Below are 19,430 nucleotides of genomic sequence, written 5' to 3'. Positions count from 1 at the left end.
TAAAAGTTGTTGAAATATGTAACATGTTCGTATTTAATTAGCCGTGAAAGCGCTTACATTTTTAGATTAATGTTAATTAATCTTCAGGTCAACTCTTAAATACTGCGCCTTAGCGGGGTTTGTATTAATTACTTACTGAAGATCAATTTATAATAATAAATTGCGGAGAGCACATGGCTAGTTCAGCACCACTGACATCACACACACAGTCGCAAAACCACCAAGATAAAAACTATGGTTTTGCACTTACATCTTTAACTTCACTGTTTTTTATGTGGGGTTTTATTACCTGCTTAAATGATATTTTGATTCCGCATTTAAAAGCGGTTTTCGATTTAACGTATGTACAAGCAATGCTTGTGCAGTTTTGCTTTTTTGGCGCTTACTTTTTAATGTCACTCCCTAGTGGACACATTGTTAAAAAGCTTGGTTATAAAAAAGGAATCGTGGTTGGGCTTTTAATTGCGGCAGTAGGGTGTGTCTTATTTTACCCAGCAGCGTCTTTACATAGTTATCCTGTATTTTTATTCGCTTTATTTGTACTTGCCAGTGGCATAACGTTATTACAAGTATCTGCTAATCCTTATGTAAGTTTGTTGGGTTCTGCAAAAACAGCGTCTTCTCGTTTAACGCTTACTCAAGCTTTTAACGCGTTAGGCACTACAGTTGCGCCATCATTTGGAGCACTGTTAATTCTGGACTCAGCGTCAGATGCCTTTTTAACACCGGCTCAAAATGCAGAATCAGTTCAACTTCCTTACCTCCTTTTAGCTGCAATGCTTATTTTACTAGCTGGTATTTTTGCATGGCTTAAATTGCCAGACATTATGAGCGAGCAAAAAGCAGAAGCCGAAAAATCAGAGGCAATTGAAGGCAGTGCTTGGCAGTATCGCCATCTTGTATTAGGTGCTGTGGGTATATTTATGTATGTTGGCGCAGAAGTGGCAATTGGTAGCTTTTTAGTAAGCTTTTTAGCACAAGAAAATATAGCAGGGCTAAAAGAAAATGTTGCAGCTCATTACATCACTTATTATTTTGGTGGTGCTATGGTTGGGCGTTTTATTGGTGCTGCTGTAATGCAAAAACTACCCGCAGGTAAAGTACTTGGCTTTAACGCAACCATGGCTATTATCTTAGTCATTATTGCCATGAGCACGTCGGGTCAATTAGCAATGTGGTCAATACTATTGGTTGGTTTATTCAATTCTATTATGTTCCCAACTATTTTTAGTTTAGCGTTAAATGGACTTGGTAAGCATACCGCTCAAGGCTCTGGTATTTTGTGTTTGGCGATTGTAGGTGGTGCAATAGTGCCACTTTTACAAGGTGCGCTTGCTGATAGTGTGGGTGTTCAACTTTCGTATGTTTTACCTATTTTATGTTACATATTCATTGTTTTTTACGGCCTACGAGGCAGCAAAACAGTATTAGTGAAGGAGCCATCATAATGAAAACGACTTTTAAACTTAATGCATTAGCAATTGCAACGTTAGTAGGAAGTGTTACTGCACTAAGCGGATGTACTAACGAAAGCAATGTTGAAAAAGTAAATGTTGAAGCGCAATCAAAGCTAGAGAAAATTTGGCCAAAGCTTTCAATTGCAGTAAAAAAAGACCCTGCTATTGAAGCTCAAATTGTCACGTTTTTAGAAAATATGACGCTTGAGCAAAAAGTAGCGCAAATGATTCAACCAGAAATCCGTGATATTACCGTTGAAGACATGCGCAAATATGGTTTTGGCTCTTACCTTAATGGCGGTGGTGCTTTTCCTAATGGCGATAAGCATGCAACGCCAGAGGATTGGGTTGCACTTGCAGAAAAAATGTATCAAGCATCTATTGATGACTCTGTGGATGGCAGCAAAATTCCAACTATGTGGGGCACCGATGCAGTACATGGTCATAATAACGTAATTGGCGCGACACTTTTTCCACATAATATTGGTTTAGGCGCGGCTAATAACCCAGATTTAATAGAGCAAATAGCGTCTATTACCGCAGTAGAAGTAATGGCTACGGGGATAGATTGGGTATTTGCACCCACTGTAGCAGTAGTACGAGACGACCGATGGGGCAGAACGTACGAAGGCTATTCTGAGGATCCAAAAATTGTTCACGATTACTCAGCAGCGATTGTAAATGGATTGCAAGGTAAAGCCGATGGCGACTTTTTAAGTGATAAGCGCGTTATTAGCACGGTTAAGCACTTTATTGGCGATGGCGGCACTGTTGATGGGGATGATCAGGGAAATAATATAGACAGCGAGCAGTCGCTATTTGATATTCATGCCCAAGGTTACGTAGGTGGTTTGTCGGCGGGTAGTCAATCTGTTATGGCGTCTTTTAATAGCTGGAATGGCGTTAAAAATCACGGCAATAAATACTTACTTACAGATGTATTAAAAACACGTATGGGTTTTGATGGTTTTGTAGTGGGTGATTGGAACGGCCATGGGCAAATTAAAGGCTGTACTAACGAAAGCTGCCCAGAAGCGGTAAATGCTGGCCTTGATATTTTTATGGTGCCAACAGGCGCGTGGAAGCCGCTATATGAAAATACAATTGCACAAGTAAATGCAGGTAAAATAAGTATGAGCCGCATTGATGATGCGGTTGCACGTATTTTACGCGTTAAGTTACGCGCTGGGTTATTTGATAAACCAAGTCCGGCTAAGCGTCTTTACTCGGGTAAAACAGAGCTTATTGGCGCGCAAGCGCATCGCGAAGTAGCACGTCAAGCTGTGCGCGAGTCGCTTGTATTACTTAAAAATAAAAATAACCTATTACCTATCGCAGCTAATCAACGCGTACTTGTTGCAGGTGATGGTGCCGATAACATAGGTAAACAGTCGGGTGGGTGGAGTATTACGTGGCAAGGGACTAATAATAAAAATGCAGACTTCCCTGGAGCAACGTCAATTTACAAAGGGCTTGAAGAGCAAATATCTGCAGCAGGTGGAAGTGTTACTTTAAGTGCTGATGGTACGTTTGAACAACGTCCTGATGTTGCCATTGTTGTATTTGGTGAAGAACCTTACGCAGAAGGGCACGGCGATAAAGATAACCTTGAGTTTGAGCGCGGAAATAAAAAGTCATTAGCACTTTTAAGCTCGCTAAAAGAGCAAGGTATTCCTGTTGTATCGGTGTTTATATCAGGTCGACCTATGTGGGTTAACAGCGAGCTTAACGCATCTGATGCGTTTGTGGCTGCATGGTTACCTGGTACAGAAGGTGCAGGTATTGCTGATGTTTTATTAAAAGCGGCAGACGGCACCATCCAAAATAACTTTAAAGGTAAGCTATCGTTTTCTTGGCCTAAATCGGCGGTACAAACTGCGGTTAATAAAGGCGATGAAAATTACGAACCATTACTTCCTTATGGTTTTGGTTTAACGTATGGCGATAAAAACGTGCTAGCTGACGACCTTGATGAAGACTCTAAACTTGATAACTCAGGGCTTACGAGTATGGATATACTTGTTGGTGCACCTGTAGCACCATGGCGCTTATTGTTAAAATCGGGCGATGAGCTTTTAGATGTATCGAGTAGTACCCATGAATTTGGTGCAATTAAATACCGAACTGAGGACAAAATAGTACAAGAAGACGCGCGCCAATTTAACTTCAGTGGTGCAGAAAAAGCCAGTGCTGAAATAGTAACAAGCTTTGCAGAAGATACCATTGCCTACGTTGAAGCAAACAGTGTGATTAGCTTTGATATTAAATTAAACGAAGTACTAACGAGCGATATAGCACTTGCTATGACTTGCTCAGGTGAATGTGGTGCAAGCATTGATTTAGCAAACGTAGTGGACAAAGCTATTGAAAATAAATGGCAGTCAGTATCAATCGATTTAGGTTGTTTTGCTGATAAGGGTGTTAACTTTGCAAACCTAACAAGCCCATTTAGCTTACGCAGTAATGGTAAAACATCAATTTCTGTAGCTAATATTCAGTTTTTGCCAAATATGGCAGGCGAGGCTACGCTCTCTTGTAAGTAGTTTATTAACTCTATTGTGTGTTTACCAAAGCCCTTCAAATGAAGGGCTTTTTTTATGTAGAGGATTAATACTAACCTGCATAAATACTTGAGTAATTTAACGAATTAAATAATTCTTAAACGTTGTTAATTTAGAACAACTAGATACAAAATCTAGCTTAATTTTGGCGCAGTTTATTTATAATGACTAAGTCAAACTTTCTAGGGCTGATTTAATATCAGGGTGATGAAAGCGATAATTATGAGCTTGGGCCTTACGTGGGATAACAAATTGCCCAGTGGTTAATAAATCTGACATTTCACCCATTAGCAGTTTAAGTACTGCGGTTGGCATAGCGATAAATGCAGGCCGCGACAATGCATTCCCTAAGCTTTTACTAAACTCGGCATTACTGACCGGGTTTGGTGCTGTTGCGTTAACTGGGCCTGAAATTTCTGGATGCTTAATTATAAAGAGTATTAGCTGAATCATATCGTCAATGTGTATCCACGACATACCTTGCTCTCCGTTACCAATCGGGCCGCCTAAGCATAATTTAAAAGCGGGTAGCATTTTACCTAATGCCCCACCTTTTTTAGCTAAAACAATACCCGTTCGTAAAAGGCACACTCTGGTTTGTTCTGATTGCGCGAGTAAAGCTGCATTTTCCCACTCTTTACAAAGCTGGTGGCTAAATTCGTCGTGTGGGTTTTCAAAAGTTTCATCAATAGGGTTACTATTTTGTCGACCATAAAAACCAACGGCACTACCTGATATAAAAGTATGTGGGGGAGTGTTACTGGCTTTAATTGCTTCACTAATTTGCTGTGTAACACCAATACGGCTGTCTCGTATTATGTGTTTTTGTTTGTCACTCCAACGTTTATTAACAATCGGTTCGCCAGCTAGATTAATAACAATATCAACGCTGTTAAAATCCACTGAATTAACATTGCTTACGGCTTTAACTTTATGGCCCAATAATACGTTTGCTTTAGTCGGGTTTCGGCTAAGCACAGTAACCGTATTATGGTGAAGTAAAAAAGGGCATAAGTGCTTACCAATTAATCCGGTCGCGCCAGTAACAAATATATGCATTATTAATCCTTACAATAAAATAGTAGCAAGTGATTAAAAAACATACTCGCTAGCAAACAGCTTTGCAAATTTATACGTAAAGCATACTTTTATGATCACTTGGTAATTATTTCATTTCATTAGCTTTTGCCTTACACTGGGGCAATATAATTAATAAAAGGATTAGTGAGTTGGCAAATTTAACTGGAGTGAATAAAAGTTTAATAGTTTTTGCTGCCTTGGTCGTTATACTTGCGGGTATAAAATCAGCAAGTGTAATTATTATTCCATTTATTCTAGCGGCGTTTATTGCCATTATTTGTAATCCATTTATTAAGTTTTTCGCGCGATATCGAATTCCCAAAGGTATTGCTGTTATGTTAGTGGTACTAATTATTGTTGGTTTAGGCGTAAGCTTAGGTGGGCTTGTTGGGCAGTCCATAAACGATTTTTCGCAGCAGCTTCCTGAATATAAAACACAGCTTAAAGAAGAGTTTGTATGGCTGGTCGATTTAGCATCTCAATACAACATATTGATTAATAAAGAACAGTTAATCAATATGTTCGATCCAGGAAAAATGGTCGATGTAGCCACGGATATGCTCACTGGTTTAGGTGGGGTAATGGCCAACATGTTTTTAATTATTTTAACGGTTGTGTTTATGTTGTTTGAAGGGCCGATGCTGAGTAATAAAATACACATGGCCCTTGATGATCCCGATAGTAAAATGAAACAAATAGACCGCTTTTTAGAATCGATAAACTCCTATCTTGCTATTAAAACATTAGTGAGTTTAGCCACTGGTATAATCGCTGCATTTTATTTATGGATTTTAGATATCGATTATTTTGTACTGTGGGGAGTATTAGCGTTTATGTTTAATTACATTCCTAATATTGGATCAATTATCGCAGCTGTACCTGCGGTATTACTTGCCCTTATTACTCAAGGCCCATTAGTGGCAGGACTTGTTGCTGCAGGGTACTTAACGATAAATACGGTAATGGGCAATATTGTAGAACCTAAATTTTTAGGTAAAGGGCTGGGTCTTTCAACATTAGTGGTGTTTTTATCATTAATATTTTGGGGTTGGTTACTAGGCACTGTAGGTATGCTTTTATCTGTGCCATTAACTATGATTGTAAAAATAGGCTTAGAAGCCAGTGCCGAAGGTAAGTGGGTTGCCACTTTATTGGGCAGTGGTGAAGACGCCGCCAAAAATAACTAGTCGCTGTAACTATCAAGGGCTGGATAAATTACAGCTCTTGATTGCTAAAGACTAATTATTGAATTAATAGCTTCGTCAACTGCATTTATTGCACCCTCTAAGTATCCTGCTTCTTGTTTTGCAAATTCACTCGCTACAAAATGAATATTTAGGTTACTTAGCTGCTCACCCAAGCCTGAAAAATTAAATTCAGGGTGTTGTGAAGACTGAGTACGGTCGTCCTCATTGGCTACAAGTTCATCCTCTGCCCAGTCTTTAATAAAGTACCCTGTTGCCTTTTTTGCATCCTGACCATAAAAGTAGCTAAGCTGCTGGACACAGGCTTGAATTAACTGCTCTTTAGTTACTTCGCTTCGTGATAAGTAGGGCACACCTATAAAACCAAATAATGCGGCGTAATTATCATCTTCAGCACTGGCATCGTGAATTTCGACCATAGGGCCGACACTGCTAAAGCATTGTCCTGATAAGTTATTATCACGCCAAAATGCATGTTCAAAAGTAGCTATAAACTTGGCTTGTCCTGCCATCCATGTCGGTACGCTGTTGAGGCGGCTTATGAGTGTTGGAGTAGCCCATTGTTCAGGTGTTAAATGGGCTGTCACCATGCGTGCAGGAATTGCTGACATTAGTTTATTCGTATTGAAGTGTTTTATATTACCTAAATGATTCACTGTAATTTGCCAGCTATCACCGCTCTTTTTAAGCTCAGTGACATTGTGGTTTAACAATACAAAATCTGGATTAAGTTGCTCATACAATGCAGTTATTAAGGTATTCATACCGTGTTTGAGCCTAAATAATTGCATCTCTCCAGCGCCTGCAATTTGTTGTGGTTGCTCTGAATGTGGCGATTGGTATAACACATCGCCTTTGGTGTATTGCTCAAATAGACTTAAGTTGAGTGACTTGATTAGCGCTTGAATTTTTGGCTGGTGAGGAAATATCCATGTAGGGCCCAAATCAAAACTAACACCACTATTTATTGGTGATTGCGCCGAATAAATTCTGCCACCTAATTGCGATTTAGCTTCTAATAATAAATATGGGGCATTAAGTAGTTGCAACTGATACGCACTGTATAAGCCCGCCAGCCCGCCACCTATAATAATTACAGGTTTAATCATTTTATTACCTATAAGCAATCGATTAGTAGATTGCTTGTTTTAAAATGGTTTTTTAAGTGCATCAGTAAATTGGTTGATAAGTTGGATTTCACAGATTTTATAACTAATAGCCGCAGTTGTTGCATTAGGGAGTTTTAATAAATAACGCCATTGGCAAGCGCTTTCTATGTATTTTTCATTATTACTAATGCTGCGCATAAATAATGGAAGTATTTGGGTATTACCTGTACTTTCTTGTGATGTAGTGAGTTCGTATTTACGCTTTTGTATCCAACTGCCTTGCACTAGTTTTGCTTTATTTATTTGTGTATCTAGACATTGTATATAACGCTTAGCTTCATCCGTGGTTGCTTTTTTTACTAAAGTACACGCTTCATCAGCAAAACTGTATTGGCTAATTACTAACAGTACAATTGCAGTTAGCCTTAATAAATTATTACTTTTTATCATTATAATTAAACTCTAAAATAAATTGAGCACCGCCCAAGTTATCAGCTTTAGTGATAGTGAGAGTACCGTGATACGACTTAACTAAATCAGATACAATTGCCATACCCACACCGTGTCCGCTTTCATATGTATCTAGGCGTGTACCACGAGTGAGTAAAGACTCGCGTTTGTCTTCTGGTACACCAGGACCATCATCGCTAATACCAATACACAGAGTTTTACTTTGGGCTACTTGTATTTCGACTTGTGAACGACATGCTTTACAGGCGTTATCAATTAAATTACCCAATAGTTCCATTAAATCGGTTTGATCACCTAAAAAGTAGTCTTTATCTGTTACTGTGCAACTAAAAATAATATCTTTATCACGATACACTTTTGCCATAGCACTTAAAATAGAATCGAGAACTGGCTTAATTGGCGTTTGTTTCTTCCAAGTATCAGAGGCACCGGTTGCTGCGCGTTTTAATTGGTGCTCGATCATCACATTAATACGGTCAAGCTGCTCTTGTGCATCTGCATCATTAGCCAGCGGGCTTGATTTCAAAACAGCTAGTGGTGTTTTAAGCGCGTGTGCAAGGTCGCTCAATGAGGCTCTGTAGCGCTCTTTCTGACGTTGTTGAGAATCAAGGAGTAAGTTTAAATCGGACTTAATAGTTTGCAACTCAATGGGGTATAACCCTTTAATTTCTTGGATATCGCCAGACTCGATCGCTTTTATTTCTTTATCAAGTCGTTGCAGTGGCCGTGCACTCCAAATAAAACCAACCGCCATAAGACCTGCGATTGCAATGCCCATTATAAACATCCAATCAACAAGTGTTTGCTTAAAACCGTCCATTAAACGCAGTAGGGCATCGTTACGTTTAACTAATATGAAGCGTGCCTGTTCTGATTGATCTATGTTGTTTAAAATAACAGTAAGGCTAAGTTGCCAGTACGCAGTGTTTTTATATTCAACTCGTCTAAAGTCCGCTGCACCTGCTTTTGTTTCTACTTGTTGAGGTACAAAATTAACATTAACTGCTGATTCAGAATGCCAAATGGGTTCATCGTCACGATAGATCATTGCGTAGGTATCGGAGTTTAGTCTATTTAACTCAGGCGCTAAAATTGTACTTGGCATAATAATGCCATGCTCAGTAAAGTCGACTTCAGATATAAGCGAGTATAGCTGTGCTTCGAGAGTTTTTTCTGTCGCATCAACAAGTGAAGCGTAATACGCTTTGCCAATTGAATAAAACAGGATTGGGAGTGCGACTAACAAAACAAAGACAAGGATAAATCCTTGCCTTATTTTTAACGATATTTGCGGTATTACCACTGACTTTTAAGCCTGTAACCGCGCCCACGTAGTGTCTCTACTGGGTTTAATACACCTTCAGGGTCAAGTTTCTTGCGTAAACGCAGTACAAATACTTCGATAACATTTGAATCAAGGTCAAAATCTTGATCGTAAATGTGCTCAGTCAATTCTGATTTTGAGATTACTTTTTGCGGGTTTACCATTAAATATTCAAGTACTTTATATTCGTAAGCGGTTAGGCTGAGCTCTTTATCATCAACCCAAACTTGCTGCGAGCGTGTATGGATTTTGATTGGGCCTGCTGTCATTTCTGGGTTTGCCTTACCGGCACTGCGACGAATTAATGCATTACAACGTGCAATAAGCTCTTCAACGTGAAATGGTTTTGTAAGATAATCGTCTGCGCCAGCATCTAAACCTTCTACTTTGTCCTGCCAGCGATCACGCGCTGTTAAAATTAGAATAGGGATAGTAATACCTTGTGCACGTGCTTTATTAATCAATTCGATACCGTCTATTTTAGGTAAACCTAAATCAACAACGGCCATATCAAGCGGATATTCAGTAATATGGAAAAGACCTGCTTCACCATCGTGGCATAAATCCACGCTGTAACGTTCTTTTTCTAAAGCATTACGTAGGTTATCTGCTAAATGTAAATCGTCTTCTATAACTAAAATTCGCATCGGTTAATCCTTTTTTACTTCGCCAGTTTTTTTATTTATATGTAAATCGACGACATGGCCGTCAGATTTGAGTATTCGCACTGTATAAAAGTCAGTTTGTTCAGAAATCTTAAGCGTTTTACCGTTAATGGTTTTTTTTGCGAGTATTACAGCCTTCTTTTTGCTTACTTCAGCTTTAGCCGTTGGATTTGTGGCTGTTGTATTTACTTGAGAAAAGCTAGCAAAGCTAGTACAAGCAATAAAAGTAAGACTTAATAATATGCGCATGATAGAACCCCTAGACCAAACACACTTAGTTTAATTAACTAAGTTACTAAAATTCAAGTAAAAACACTAAATTAGCTTTTACTTTAACAATTTTAATTAAAAACCCGTGAACAAACCCTGAACTATGTTAATAAGCGATTATTTATAGTTAAGCAGGGAAAACTTTTTTAAATGGTTTAACAACAGTATTTTCATATACGCCTGCGGCAACATACGGATCAGCCGCAGCCCATTCACGCGCGGCTTCTATTGAATCAAACTCAGCCACAACGAGTGAACCGGTAAAACCAGCCTCTTGAGGATCTTCACTGTCAACTGCTGGAAAAGGACCTGCAGTAAATAAGCGATTTTGTGAATCAAGCTCATTAAGACGTTCCAAGTGTGCTGGGCGTGCTGCTTTTCTAAGCTCTAAGCTGTTTTCAACATCTGTTGAGTGAATCATGTACAACATAAGAAATCTCATAAAAATTGTTAAATTTGATTAACGCAATACTATCACAGCGTTGAAAATTGGTGAATTAAAAGCGTATTTAGGCAGGTTTACACTTCGATTTTATTTTTACACTGTATTTGCTTGAAAATATCTGTGTAACACTGGTAGAGTCGCTGAAATATACAAAATAATAAAAAGGTTTTATGCATGAGCGATAACAGAGAGCGATTTAGTTCCCGTCTCGGATTCATACTAGCGGCAGCAGGTTCTGCTGTGGGTATTGGTAATTTAGTTGGTTTTCCTGTTTCTGCTACCAAAAATGGTGGTGGCGCATTTTTATTAATTTATGCTTTATTTGTCGTATTCATTTGCTTACCTGTCATGATGGCTGAAATGGCAATGGGCCGTAATGCTCAAAAAGATCCACTCGGCTCGTACAAGTTGTTGGCAAACAATGACAAAAAGTGGAAGTTTGCAGGGTTTTTAGCTGTGCTTACGCCATTTATGATTGCAGTGTTTTACATGGTAATTACAGTGTGGATTTTCGGCTACTTAATGCAAACTGGTTTGGGGAATTTAGATTTACTTGCTGAACCTAGCCATTTTGGTGTTTTTATTAATAGCTACACTGTTTTTGGTTACATGGCGGTAGTGGTAATTATTGTTAACTTAATTTTATTAGGGGGTGTTAAGCAAGGCATAGAAAAAGCCGCTAAATTTCTGATGCCAGCACTTCTAGTCATGCTTCTTGCTTTAGTTATCTATGTATTAACACTTGATAATGCAATGGCAGGTGTTAAATATTATATTATCCCTGATTTTTCTAAAATGAGTGCAAGCGTACTTAATGGGGCGCTAAGCCAAGCATTTTTCTCGTTGTCGTTAGGTATGGGTATATTAATGACTTACGCGTCGTATATATCTAAAAAAGATGACATTGTAAGTAGTGCAAAAATGGTAGCAATTACAGACTCGTTAGTCGCCTTTGTCGCAGGCCTTATGGTGTTACCGGCTATATTTAGTTTTGATCCAAACACAGACCCATCAGCACTTTCTGACTCGTCAGTGTCGATGATTTTTGTGTATTTGCCGAAAATATTATTAGCACTGCAAAATGATATCGGATACGTAGGCGCATCAATTGTAGCATTCTCGTTTTTCTTGTTGGTATTTTTTGCTGCAATTACGTCATTGGTATCTATTGTTGAAGTACCGACAGCCACATTAAGCGACCGCAAAGGAATTAGCCGTAAAAAAGCATTGGGTATTTTAACACTTACAACTGGCGTGCTAACTATTTTATGTACTATGTCGTTTGGTATGATTGACAGCCTTACCTCGTTTACCAGTTATGGCGGTGTAAATAAGAGCTTTTTCGATATTATTGTTGATGTATTCTACGACACAATTTTACCGCTTAATGGCTTAATGGTGTGTTTGTTTGTAATGTACCGCTGGAAAAAAGCACGTTTAACACAAGAGCTAAGCTTAGGCTCGCCTAATTATGCTGGTAGCTTAATGGAAAAATACGTTAATTTTTCACTTTCAACGTTTATTCCAATTATTTTAGCGGTAATATTTATAAATACAGTCGCGACTAAGTTTTTTGCTCTAAAAATATTTGGCTTTTAAATACAGACCCAATTATATAAGCCGTACTTGTTGCGGCTTTTTTGTATGTAAATTTAAATAAAGGTTACTTTAATTAAATGCGCCTGAGTCGAGGTAGCTGCCAATCCCGAGTGTAAACATCCATAGCCCCCATAAGCTGTGTTCAATAACACACACAACCGTTGAGCGGCTTTGTGCGTAGGTATACGCAAACAGTAAACCGCCCAAAAAGGCTAAGGCTACTGCAATCCAATTTGCATACACAATATGCGCCAGCGCAAATACACTCGCACTGACTACAATACGCACTGCTTTTTTTGGTATGATGCGTTTATAACGATGAAAAAAATACGTTCTGAATATTAATTCTTGAGGAATAACCGACAGTATTGGGTAGAGCACCAACAGTAAAAGCCAATCATTAAACGAGTTACGGGGAAGGGTAAACCAGTTGCCTTGATGAATAATCCCGTAAAACATGCCTGAGAACAGCGCACCTAAAAAAAAGAAGCTAAACAAACGCCTTTTAACAGCAGAAAATTGCCCAAGGCTTGTGAGTCTAAACCGTTTAAAATGAGGATCGCCTAGTAGCAACATACAACACACACTCATAAGTATAATAAGCGCAGGGATAAGCCAATTAGCTAAATGCTCGCGTAATCCAAAACCCAACAAGGGCAGCAATATAAAAATGAGGGTAAATTCAAACCAGCGGTATTGATTAGCGTTCAAGGTCGTCTCAACTTGCTTTTTTTAATAAGCTAACAAGCTAAGACGACACTTTTATGACGAGGGGCTTACTTTGCAGGTTCTTCTTCATCAGGGAGGTATTTGTACAAGGCAATAATAGTGGCAAAAATACTTACAAAGGTAATACCCATTAAACCAAATACTTTAAAGTTAACCCAAAAGTCGAGCGAAAAATTATACGCAATATAAATGTTTAGTGCTGCGATGCCAGCAGTAATTACAACCCACATTAAATTAAGCTTATCCCATAATGGTTCTGGGACAACAATGGCTTGCTTTGTATCATTAGCATTTTCGAGGATTGAGCTAAGCGCTTTTTTAACGAGGTTTTTGTTAAGTACATAACGGCTAACAAGTAACGTTAAACTCAAACCTGCATATATGAGTGTTGCTTTCCATTTAATGTATTGCTCATCATGAAGTACCAGCGTTAGCGTACCAAACACGGCAGCAATGCCAAAAAATATCCAATGACGAGTAGGCACATTGCCATGTTTAAAGTAGCTATAAGCAACTTGAATAAGCGTAGTGGCCATTAATAAACCGGTAGCCCAATAAATATCGACGAGTTTAAACACTGCAAAAAACAGTATGAGTGGAATGTATTCAATTAATGCGTGCATATACTACCTAAATTATACAGAAAAGAGTCAAAGGCTTTTTACCACATAAAGCTTAGCAACTACAAGGTTGACTTGTTGCCCTGTAACCCTTAGCCTGCGTGGCTTTATTACCAATTTGGTTTGGTATTTTTCATATCATCATATTCCCACGCTTAACCAACACTGATTTGGCGTGTATTTAGGAGCCTAAAATGAATAAAGCAGAACTCGTTGCTGCCATTGCACAAAAAAGTGAATTAACAAAAAAAGATTCTCAAGCGGCACTTTCAAGCTTGCAAAAAGTCATTACTAAATCGCTTTCTGAGGGCGATCAAGTTCAAATTAATGGCTTTGGTACCTTTGCGCTAAGTTATTACCCAGCGCGTACTGGGCGTAACCCACAAACAGGGGCTGCAATTGAAATAGAAGGCGCAAATAAAGCGGTTTTTAAACCAGCTAAGGCGTTAAAAGATCTGCTTTAAATTTATTTAAGGTTTTAAACCTCGTATTGATAGATAAGCTACATGAGCGCGAAGTAAATTCGCACCTACGGGTATATACTGTAGGTCAGGATTACACGTCGCGTTTAATGGCTTTAAATTACATGAGCGCGAAGTAAACGCACCAATGGGGAAATATGCTGTAGGTGAGGTTTTATACCTCGCTTTTGGTGGTGTTAAATTACATGGGCTGGAAATAAAGTCGCACTTATGTACATTATTCATAATCTCTAAATAATTTACATGGATTATAAATCCTACTTAAATTAAATCCTTTATTTTCAATTGCTTGTTATCGGCACGCATCGTGCTTTTTTGATTGTGTATTTTAAATATACCTTTTAAGAAAATAAGGAGATCTCAATGAGTACATTACAAACAAGCACACGTTTACAAGGCAAAAAAATCGCAATTTTAGCCACTGATGGATTTGAGCAAAGTGAGCTTTTATCTCCACGCAGCGCATTATTTGATGCTGGTGCGAACATCGAAATAGTATCAATTAAAGAAGGTCAAATTACTGGCTGGGATGAAGACAAGTGGGGCGATAAAGTAACAGTAGATAAACTAGTTACAAACGCGGATCCTGCTGATTACGACGCGCTTATGCTTCCTGGTGGTTTATTTAATCCAGATAGTTTACGCCAAGATAAAGATGCTAAAGCATTTATTGATGGATTTTTTGGTGCAGAAAAAAACAAACCCGTTGCTGCAATTTGCCACGCACCGTGGTTATTAGCTGAAATTAATAAATTGCGCGACCGTACGATTACTTCTTTTCCTAGTATTAAAAGCGATTTAATTAATGCAGGTGCTAATTGGGTCGACCAAGAAGTATGTGTAGACCAAGGTTTGGTAACAAGTCGAAGCCCAGCTGATTTAGAAGCATTTAATGCTAAATTTATTGAAGAGATTTTAGAGGGTAAACACCAAGCTCACTAATTTGCTTTTAAAAAACAAAAAAGGGCATTTAATTGCCCTTTTTTAATGCGTAAATTTACACTTTTTATAATGCGGTTGCGGCTTTCATTTCACTAACAAATGCTTTTAACTGCGTTGTCATTGCGTCTAAATCGTTAAGGTTAGCTTCAATAATTTTAACTACAGCAGAGCCTGAAATAGCACCTGCTGCGCCTGCGTTAAGTGCGGCTTTTACATCATCTGGTGTTGAAATACCAAACCCTAAAAGAGCAGGAGCTGCATGGTATTCTTTTAATTTAGTGACAATATTACCCGCTGGCATTTGTGCTTTAGCATCGGTACCGGTAACACCAGCGCGCGATAGTAAATACGTATAACCACGACCGTAAGAGGCGCATTGGCGAAGTGTGTCATCATCTGCATTAGGTGTTGCAATAAAAATTGGGTCTACACCGTTATCCATTGCCGATTTTCTGAATATTTTAGATTCATGCAAAGGCACGTCAGCCACTAAAATAGAATCTACACCTACCGCTTTTGCATCTTTGTAAAATGCTTCTATGCCGCGCTTAAAAACAAGGTTTGAGTAAAGCAATAATCCAATTGGAATATCGGCGTTATACTCGCGTATCTCTTTAATAACATCAAAACAATCTTGCGTGTTAATGTGCACATCAAGTGCGCGAATATTAGCTTTTTGAATTACAGGGCCATCCGCAATCGGATCAGAAAACGGAATACCAAGCTCAAGTGCATCTGCGCCGCCATCAATTAAGCTTTTAATAATCGCAACACTTTGCTCTTTACCTGGGTCGCCAATTGTTACAAATGGTACAAACGCACCTTGTTTTTTCTCGTTAAGCGCTGCAAACATTTTGCCGTAACGATCCGTTTTTACTTGGCTCATAGCTGACCTCTTTCAGATAGTACATTGTGAACGTGTGCTAAATCTTTATCGCCACGACCACTTAAATTAATAACTAAAACGCTTTCCTCGGTTTGCTCTTCTGCGTACTTAAGTGCATAAGCAAGCGCATGGCTTGATTCAAGCGCCGGAATGATCCCTTCGTTTTTAGCAAGTGATTGAAACGCATCAAGCGCTTCTGTATCTGTGATACCCACGTATTGCGCTCGACCGGTTTCGTGTAAAAATGCGTGCTGAGGACCAACCGCAGGGTAATCAAGACCCGCTGATACAGAGTAAGACTCTTCAATTTGGCCATCGTCGTTTTGCATAATGTACGTGTAAGTACCGTGTAATATACCTTTAGTGCCTTTACAAATTGTTGCACCGTGCTCATTTGTATCAAGCCCTTTCCCTGCAGGCTCAACACCAATTAATTTAACGCCTGGCTCGTCAATAAAGTCAGTGAACATACCAATTGCGTTTGAACCACCACCAACACAGGCAATTACAGCGTCAGGTAAACGACCTTCGGCTTTAAGTACTTGTTGTTTAGCTTCTTCACCAATAACTTTTTGATACTCACGTACAATTGTTGGGAATGGGTGAGGACCAGCTGCTGTGCCTAGTAGGTAATGCGCGTCTTGATAATTTGCTGACCAGTCACGCAGGGCTTCATTTACTGCATCTTTTAATGTGCCAGAACCCGCTGTTACCGGAATAACCTCTGCGCCCATTAACTTCATTCTAAATACGTTTGGTTGCTGACGTTCAACGTCTTTTGCGCCCATATAAATTCGACATTTTAAACCCAGTAATGCACATGCAAGCGCTGTTGCAACGCCGTGTTGACCGGCACCTGTTTCAGCAATCACTTGTTTTTTACCCATGCGCTTAGTAAGTAACGCTTGGCCAAGTACTTGGTTGGTTTTATGTGCGCCGCCGTGTAATAAGTCTTCACGCTTTAGATACAGTTTTACTTTTGGGTTTTTAACTAAATTGCGCGTTAAAGTAAGTGGGGTAGGACGACCCGCATACTCGTTTAATAATTTACTTAGCTCAGCCTGAAACTCAGGATCTTTTTGTGCTTTGTTAAATTCGTTTTCTAACTGCTTAAGCGCAGGGACAAGTAACTCGGGTACAAACATACCGCCAAACTCGCCAAAATAAGCTGGATTTTGCATTTTAACCTCAATAATTTCTGATGCTTGTAAAAGCATTATGTAATTTGTTAGGGCACTTTTTACCCGCAGATTCTTCAACGCCTGAGTTTAAATCAAGGCCTAAGGCACCTTTAAAAAGCGCATCTTTAATATTGTCTGGATTTAAGCCTCCAGCGAGCATAAAGGGTGTAGTTGCATCATGAAGGACCGACCAATCAAATGCTTTACCTGTACCGCCAGCTTGTGTATCGCTGTGTGTATCGTAAAGGTGTCGGTCAACGCCATTTACAGGCGTTGGCAATGCATCTTTTATTGCTTGGGCTTTCCAAATCTCACAGCCGGTAGGTAACTGTGTACGCAACTGAGCGATGTAATCGTCACTTTCTTGACCATGTAATTGAACTGCCGCCAATTTTAGCACACTTGCGTATTGAGCAACTTGATCAATTGGGGCATCTACAAACACCCCCACAAAATTAAGCGGGGCACTTTGGCTAAGCTCTTTTGCGCAATCTAAATCAACATACCGCGGCGATTTAGGATGAAAAATTAAACCACCGTAAATAGCACCGTTTTGATATGCCGCTTGTGCATCTTTGGTACGTGTTAAACCACATACTTTATTGTCACCTAAAATAACACGGCGACATGCTTGCTCTAAATCACGTTCGCCCATAAGTGAGCTGCCAATTAAAAAGCCATCACATAATGGGGCTAAACGTTTTACGTCTTGATGGGTGTAAATACCCGACTCCGAAATAACCACTTTATCTGCCGGAATCAGTTTTCGTAGCTTTTCGGTAGTGGCTAAATCGGTGCTTAAATCCCGTAAATCACGGTTATTAATACCAATAATTTGTGCATCAAGCGCAAGTGCACGGTGTACTTCTTCTTCATTACTTACTTCGGTTAATACCGACATATTCAGAGAATCGGCAACAGCGTGCAGTGCTTTATAGCTTTCGTCATCGAGTACTGAAAGCATCAGTAATATAGCGTCACCGCCATAAATACGCGCCATATATACTTGGTACTCATCTATAAAAAAGTCTTTACAGATAAGCGGTTGTTCTACTTGGCTGCGCACAAATTCGAGGTAGTCAAAACTGCCTTGAAAATATTTAGCATCAGTTAAAACGCTCATGCAGGTGGCGTATTTTTTATAAACAGATGTGATTTCGGTTAAATCAAATGGCTCTCTAATTAGCCCTTTTGAAGGCGATGCTTTTTTACATTCTAAAATAAACTGTGTACCTGGGGCGGCTAATGCTTTGTAAAAGCTACGGCTTGTAGGCACTGCAAGGTGCTTAAAGCTTTCAAGCGGGCGTGCGGCTTTACGCTCAATGAGTTCTAATTTTTTATCAGCAACAATTTTGTCTAATACATTAGCCATTACTTACCTCAATAATTGCATTTAGTGTGTTCATGGCTTGCCCTGAACTTAATAATGTTTGTACTTGCTTTGCCCCTTCTTTTAACGTTTCTGCTTGACCTGTTAGGTATAAAAGGGCAGCTACGTTAACCACAATGGCAGCATTATGTGCATCTGTGCCTTTGCCTTGTAAGATGGCAAGGCTAGCATTTGCGTTGTATTGTGGGCCTTCACCAGCGAGTTGTTCAAGTGAATAGTTTGCAAGGTCAAAGTCGCTTGGGTTTAGCGTGTACTGTGTAAGCTCGCCATTATTCAGCTCAACTACCGTTGTTGGACCGTGTAGAGCTATTTCGTCAGTGCCCGAGCCGTGAACAATCATAGCGCGCTTTGTGCCAAGGGTTTTAAGTGTTTGTGCCATTGGCATACATAACGCCTCGTTGTACACACCTAACAATTGCACATCAGGTGCTGCTGGGTTAGCAAGCGGGCCTAAAATATTAAAAATAGTGCGTGTTTTAAGCGCTGTACGCACGCCCATCGCATGGCGTACGCCACTGTGATAGTGCGGTGCAAACAAAAAGGTAAAATTGGTTTGCTCAAGGCATTTTGCTGCCTGCTCTGGGCTCATATCTATATTAATGCCCAGCGCTTTTAGTAAGTCGGCAGAGCCTGAATTACTCGATACACTGCGATTACCATGTTTTACCATGTTAATGCCGGCAGCAGCGGCAACTATGGCTGCTGTTGTGCTTATATTAATTGTGTTTGAGCCATCGCCGCCAGTGCCACAGCTATCAGCAAGTTGTGTACTGCTGGTAGTAAAAGCAACAGCGTTTTCGCGCATTGAGGCTGCAGCACCTGCTATTTCATCGCTTACTTCGCCTTTAATTTTAAGGCTTATTAGTAGGGCGGTTAGCTCAATCTCGCTCATGTTACCTTGCATTATTTCATCAAACAGTGCTTTGGCGTCTGCGTAGCTTAATGATTGCCCTGTAATTAGTTGTTCAATCGCGTGTTGAACATTTATGGGTTGTTCTGGTTGTGTACTCATAA

The 19,430-nt window shown here is 39.5% G+C and carries 19 protein-coding genes; 6 read left to right on the top strand and 13 right to left on the bottom strand.

Annotation, left to right across the window (positions count from 1 at the left end; all coding sequences use genetic code 11):
- Window positions 1-173 precede the first annotated feature (173 nt).
- Both DO88_RS13955 and DO88_RS13960 read left to right on the top strand, forming a co-directional pair.
- Entirely contained in the window at window positions 174-1,448 is a 1,275-nt protein-coding gene (locus DO88_RS13955; RefSeq protein ID WP_007375454.1) for a sugar MFS transporter, read from the top strand.
- Window positions 1,448-4,000, top strand: a complete 2,553-nt coding sequence (locus DO88_RS13960; protein WP_007375453.1) for a glycoside hydrolase family 3 protein — start codon at window positions 1,448-1,450, stop codon at window positions 3,998-4,000. The genes DO88_RS13955 and DO88_RS13960 overlap by 1 nt, the downstream gene beginning before the upstream one ends.
- A 186-nt stretch (window positions 4,001-4,186) precedes the next feature.
- On the opposite strand, the gene DO88_RS13965 is transcribed toward DO88_RS13960, so the two are convergent.
- Complete coding sequence (locus tag DO88_RS13965) at window positions 4,187-5,077, bottom strand: TIGR01777 family oxidoreductase (protein ID WP_008138320.1); 891 nt, start codon at window positions 5,075-5,077, stop codon at window positions 4,187-4,189.
- 170 nt (window positions 5,078-5,247) lie between these two features.
- On the opposite strand from DO88_RS13965, the gene DO88_RS13970 reads away from it, so the two are divergent.
- Window positions 5,248-6,285: an AI-2E family transporter gene (locus DO88_RS13970; RefSeq protein ID WP_033038313.1), complete on the top strand. Its 1,038-nt coding sequence runs from the start codon at window positions 5,248-5,250 to the stop codon at window positions 6,283-6,285.
- A gap of 44 nt (window positions 6,286-6,329) precedes the next feature.
- On the opposite strand, the gene DO88_RS13975 is transcribed toward DO88_RS13970, so the two are convergent.
- The 6 genes from DO88_RS13975 to DO88_RS14000 form a co-directional block, all read right to left on the bottom strand.
- Window positions 6,330-7,412: a flavin monoamine oxidase family protein gene (locus tag DO88_RS13975; RefSeq protein WP_007375450.1), complete on the bottom strand. Its 1,083-nt coding sequence runs from the start codon at window positions 7,410-7,412 to the stop codon at window positions 6,330-6,332.
- A gap of 39 nt (window positions 7,413-7,451) precedes the next feature.
- Window positions 7,452-7,862, bottom strand: a complete 411-nt coding sequence (locus DO88_RS13980; RefSeq protein ID WP_007375449.1) for a hypothetical protein — start codon at window positions 7,860-7,862, stop codon at window positions 7,452-7,454.
- Window positions 7,849-9,186: an ATP-binding protein gene (locus DO88_RS13985; RefSeq protein ID WP_007375448.1), complete on the bottom strand. Its 1,338-nt coding sequence runs from the start codon at window positions 9,184-9,186 to the stop codon at window positions 7,849-7,851. The genes DO88_RS13980 and DO88_RS13985 overlap by 14 nt, the downstream gene beginning before the upstream one ends.
- Entirely contained in the window at window positions 9,180-9,854 is a 675-nt protein-coding gene (locus tag DO88_RS13990) for a response regulator transcription factor (RefSeq protein ID WP_007375447.1), read from the bottom strand. Before DO88_RS13990 ends, DO88_RS13985 begins: the two co-directional genes overlap by 7 nt.
- A 3-nt stretch (window positions 9,855-9,857) precedes the next feature.
- Complete coding sequence (locus tag DO88_RS13995) at window positions 9,858-10,121, bottom strand: PepSY domain-containing protein (protein WP_007375446.1); 264 nt, start codon at window positions 10,119-10,121, stop codon at window positions 9,858-9,860.
- 148 nt (window positions 10,122-10,269) lie between these two features.
- Window positions 10,270-10,572: a YciI family protein gene (locus tag DO88_RS14000; RefSeq protein ID WP_033022975.1), complete on the bottom strand. Its 303-nt coding sequence runs from the start codon at window positions 10,570-10,572 to the stop codon at window positions 10,270-10,272.
- Window positions 10,573-10,761: 189 nt separating this feature from the next.
- Between DO88_RS14000 and DO88_RS14005 the strand changes: the two genes are divergently transcribed.
- Window positions 10,762-12,186, top strand: a complete 1,425-nt coding sequence (locus DO88_RS14005; RefSeq protein ID WP_007375444.1) for a sodium-dependent transporter — start codon at window positions 10,762-10,764, stop codon at window positions 12,184-12,186.
- A 69-nt stretch (window positions 12,187-12,255) separates the two neighbouring features.
- Here DO88_RS14005 and DO88_RS14010 read toward each other — a convergent pair whose 3' ends face one another.
- Window positions 12,256-12,897, bottom strand: coding sequence for a CPBP family intramembrane glutamic endopeptidase (locus tag DO88_RS14010; protein ID WP_033038312.1), 642 nt, complete (start codon window positions 12,895-12,897; stop codon window positions 12,256-12,258).
- 65 nt (window positions 12,898-12,962) lie between these two features.
- Window positions 12,963-13,538 carry an inner membrane-spanning protein YciB gene (locus tag DO88_RS14015; RefSeq protein ID WP_033038311.1) on the bottom strand — a complete coding sequence of 192 codons (576 nt, stop codon included), beginning with the start codon at window positions 13,536-13,538 and terminating at the stop codon, window positions 12,963-12,965.
- A 191-nt stretch (window positions 13,539-13,729) separates the two neighbouring features.
- On the opposite strand from DO88_RS14015, the gene DO88_RS14020 reads away from it, so the two are divergent.
- The gene (locus DO88_RS14020; protein WP_002961590.1) at window positions 13,730-13,999 is read left to right on the top strand and encodes an HU family DNA-binding protein; all 270 of its coding nucleotides are present in this window, start codon (window positions 13,730-13,732) and stop codon (window positions 13,997-13,999) included.
- A 381-nt stretch (window positions 14,000-14,380) separates the two neighbouring features.
- On the top strand, window positions 14,381-14,959 hold the full coding sequence (locus DO88_RS14025; protein WP_033038310.1) for a type 1 glutamine amidotransferase domain-containing protein: 579 nt from the start codon (window positions 14,381-14,383) through the stop codon (window positions 14,957-14,959).
- A 64-nt stretch (window positions 14,960-15,023) separates the two neighbouring features.
- On the opposite strand, the gene trpA is transcribed toward DO88_RS14025, so the two are convergent.
- From trpA to trpD, 4 genes are read right to left on the bottom strand one after another with little or no spacing between them, the layout of a single operon-like run.
- Window positions 15,024-15,845, bottom strand: coding sequence for a tryptophan synthase subunit alpha (gene trpA / locus DO88_RS14030; RefSeq protein WP_033038309.1), 822 nt, complete (start codon window positions 15,843-15,845; stop codon window positions 15,024-15,026).
- Complete coding sequence (gene trpB, locus DO88_RS14035) at window positions 15,842-17,026, bottom strand: tryptophan synthase subunit beta (protein WP_002961582.1); 1,185 nt, start codon at window positions 17,024-17,026, stop codon at window positions 15,842-15,844. The genes trpA and trpB overlap by 4 nt, the downstream gene beginning before the upstream one ends.
- A gap of 7 nt (window positions 17,027-17,033) precedes the next feature.
- Window positions 17,034-18,398: a bifunctional indole-3-glycerol-phosphate synthase TrpC/phosphoribosylanthranilate isomerase TrpF gene (gene trpCF / locus DO88_RS14040; RefSeq protein ID WP_002961581.1), complete on the bottom strand. Its 1,365-nt coding sequence runs from the start codon at window positions 18,396-18,398 to the stop codon at window positions 17,034-17,036.
- The gene (trpD, locus tag DO88_RS14045; protein ID WP_033038307.1) at window positions 18,391-19,428 is read right to left on the bottom strand and encodes an anthranilate phosphoribosyltransferase; all 1,038 of its coding nucleotides are present in this window, start codon (window positions 19,426-19,428) and stop codon (window positions 18,391-18,393) included. The genes trpCF and trpD overlap by 8 nt, the downstream gene beginning before the upstream one ends.
- Window positions 19,429-19,430 lie beyond the last annotated feature (2 nt).

The organism is Pseudoalteromonas sp. S3431, assembly GCF_000690035.1.
GTDB lineage: Bacteria > Pseudomonadota > Gammaproteobacteria > Enterobacterales > Alteromonadaceae > Pseudoalteromonas > Pseudoalteromonas fuliginea.
The sequence above is the reverse complement of the archived record's forward strand: the minus strand, read 5'-3'. Positions and strand labels throughout refer to the sequence as shown.

What these genes read in the sequence shown, in the direction of transcription:
- DO88_RS13955 (WP_007375454.1), top strand. Translation starts at nt 174, where the DNA reads ATGGCTAGTTCAGCACCACTGACATCACACACACAGTCGCAAAACCAC.
- DO88_RS13960 (WP_007375453.1), top strand. Translation starts at nt 1,448, where the DNA reads ATGAAAACGACTTTTAAACTTAATGCATTAGCAATTGCAACGTTAGTA.
- DO88_RS13965 (WP_008138320.1), bottom strand. Translation starts at nt 5,077, where the DNA reads ATGCATATATTTGTTACTGGCGCGACCGGATTAATTGGTAAGCACTTA.
- DO88_RS13975 (WP_007375450.1), bottom strand. Translation starts at nt 7,412, where the DNA reads ATGATTAAACCTGTAATTATTATAGGTGGCGGGCTGGCGGGCTTATAC.
- DO88_RS13980 (WP_007375449.1), bottom strand. Translation starts at nt 7,862, where the DNA reads ATGATAAAAAGTAATAATTTATTAAGGCTAACTGCAATTGTACTGTTA.
- DO88_RS13990 (WP_007375447.1), bottom strand. Translation starts at nt 9,854, where the DNA reads ATGCGAATTTTAGTTATAGAAGACGATTTACATTTAGCAGATAACCTA.
- DO88_RS13995 (WP_007375446.1), bottom strand. Translation starts at nt 10,121, where the DNA reads ATGCGCATATTATTAAGTCTTACTTTTATTGCTTGTACTAGCTTTGCT.
- DO88_RS14000 (WP_033022975.1), bottom strand. Translation starts at nt 10,572, where the DNA reads ATGTTGTACATGATTCACTCAACAGATGTTGAAAACAGCTTAGAGCTT.
- DO88_RS14005 (WP_007375444.1), top strand. Translation starts at nt 10,762, where the DNA reads ATGAGCGATAACAGAGAGCGATTTAGTTCCCGTCTCGGATTCATACTA.
- DO88_RS14015 (WP_033038311.1), bottom strand. Translation starts at nt 13,538, where the DNA reads ATGCACGCATTAATTGAATACATTCCACTCATACTGTTTTTTGCAGTG.
- DO88_RS14020 (WP_002961590.1), top strand. Translation starts at nt 13,730, where the DNA reads ATGAATAAAGCAGAACTCGTTGCTGCCATTGCACAAAAAAGTGAATTA.
- DO88_RS14025 (WP_033038310.1), top strand. Translation starts at nt 14,381, where the DNA reads ATGAGTACATTACAAACAAGCACACGTTTACAAGGCAAAAAAATCGCA.
- trpA (WP_033038309.1), bottom strand. Translation starts at nt 15,845, where the DNA reads ATGAGCCAAGTAAAAACGGATCGTTACGGCAAAATGTTTGCAGCGCTT.
- trpB (WP_002961582.1), bottom strand. Translation starts at nt 17,026, where the DNA reads ATGCAAAATCCAGCTTATTTTGGCGAGTTTGGCGGTATGTTTGTACCC.
- trpCF (WP_002961581.1), bottom strand. Translation starts at nt 18,398, where the DNA reads ATGGCTAATGTATTAGACAAAATTGTTGCTGATAAAAAATTAGAACTC.
- trpD (WP_033038307.1), bottom strand. Translation starts at nt 19,428, where the DNA reads ATGAGTACACAACCAGAACAACCCATAAATGTTCAACACGCGATTGAA.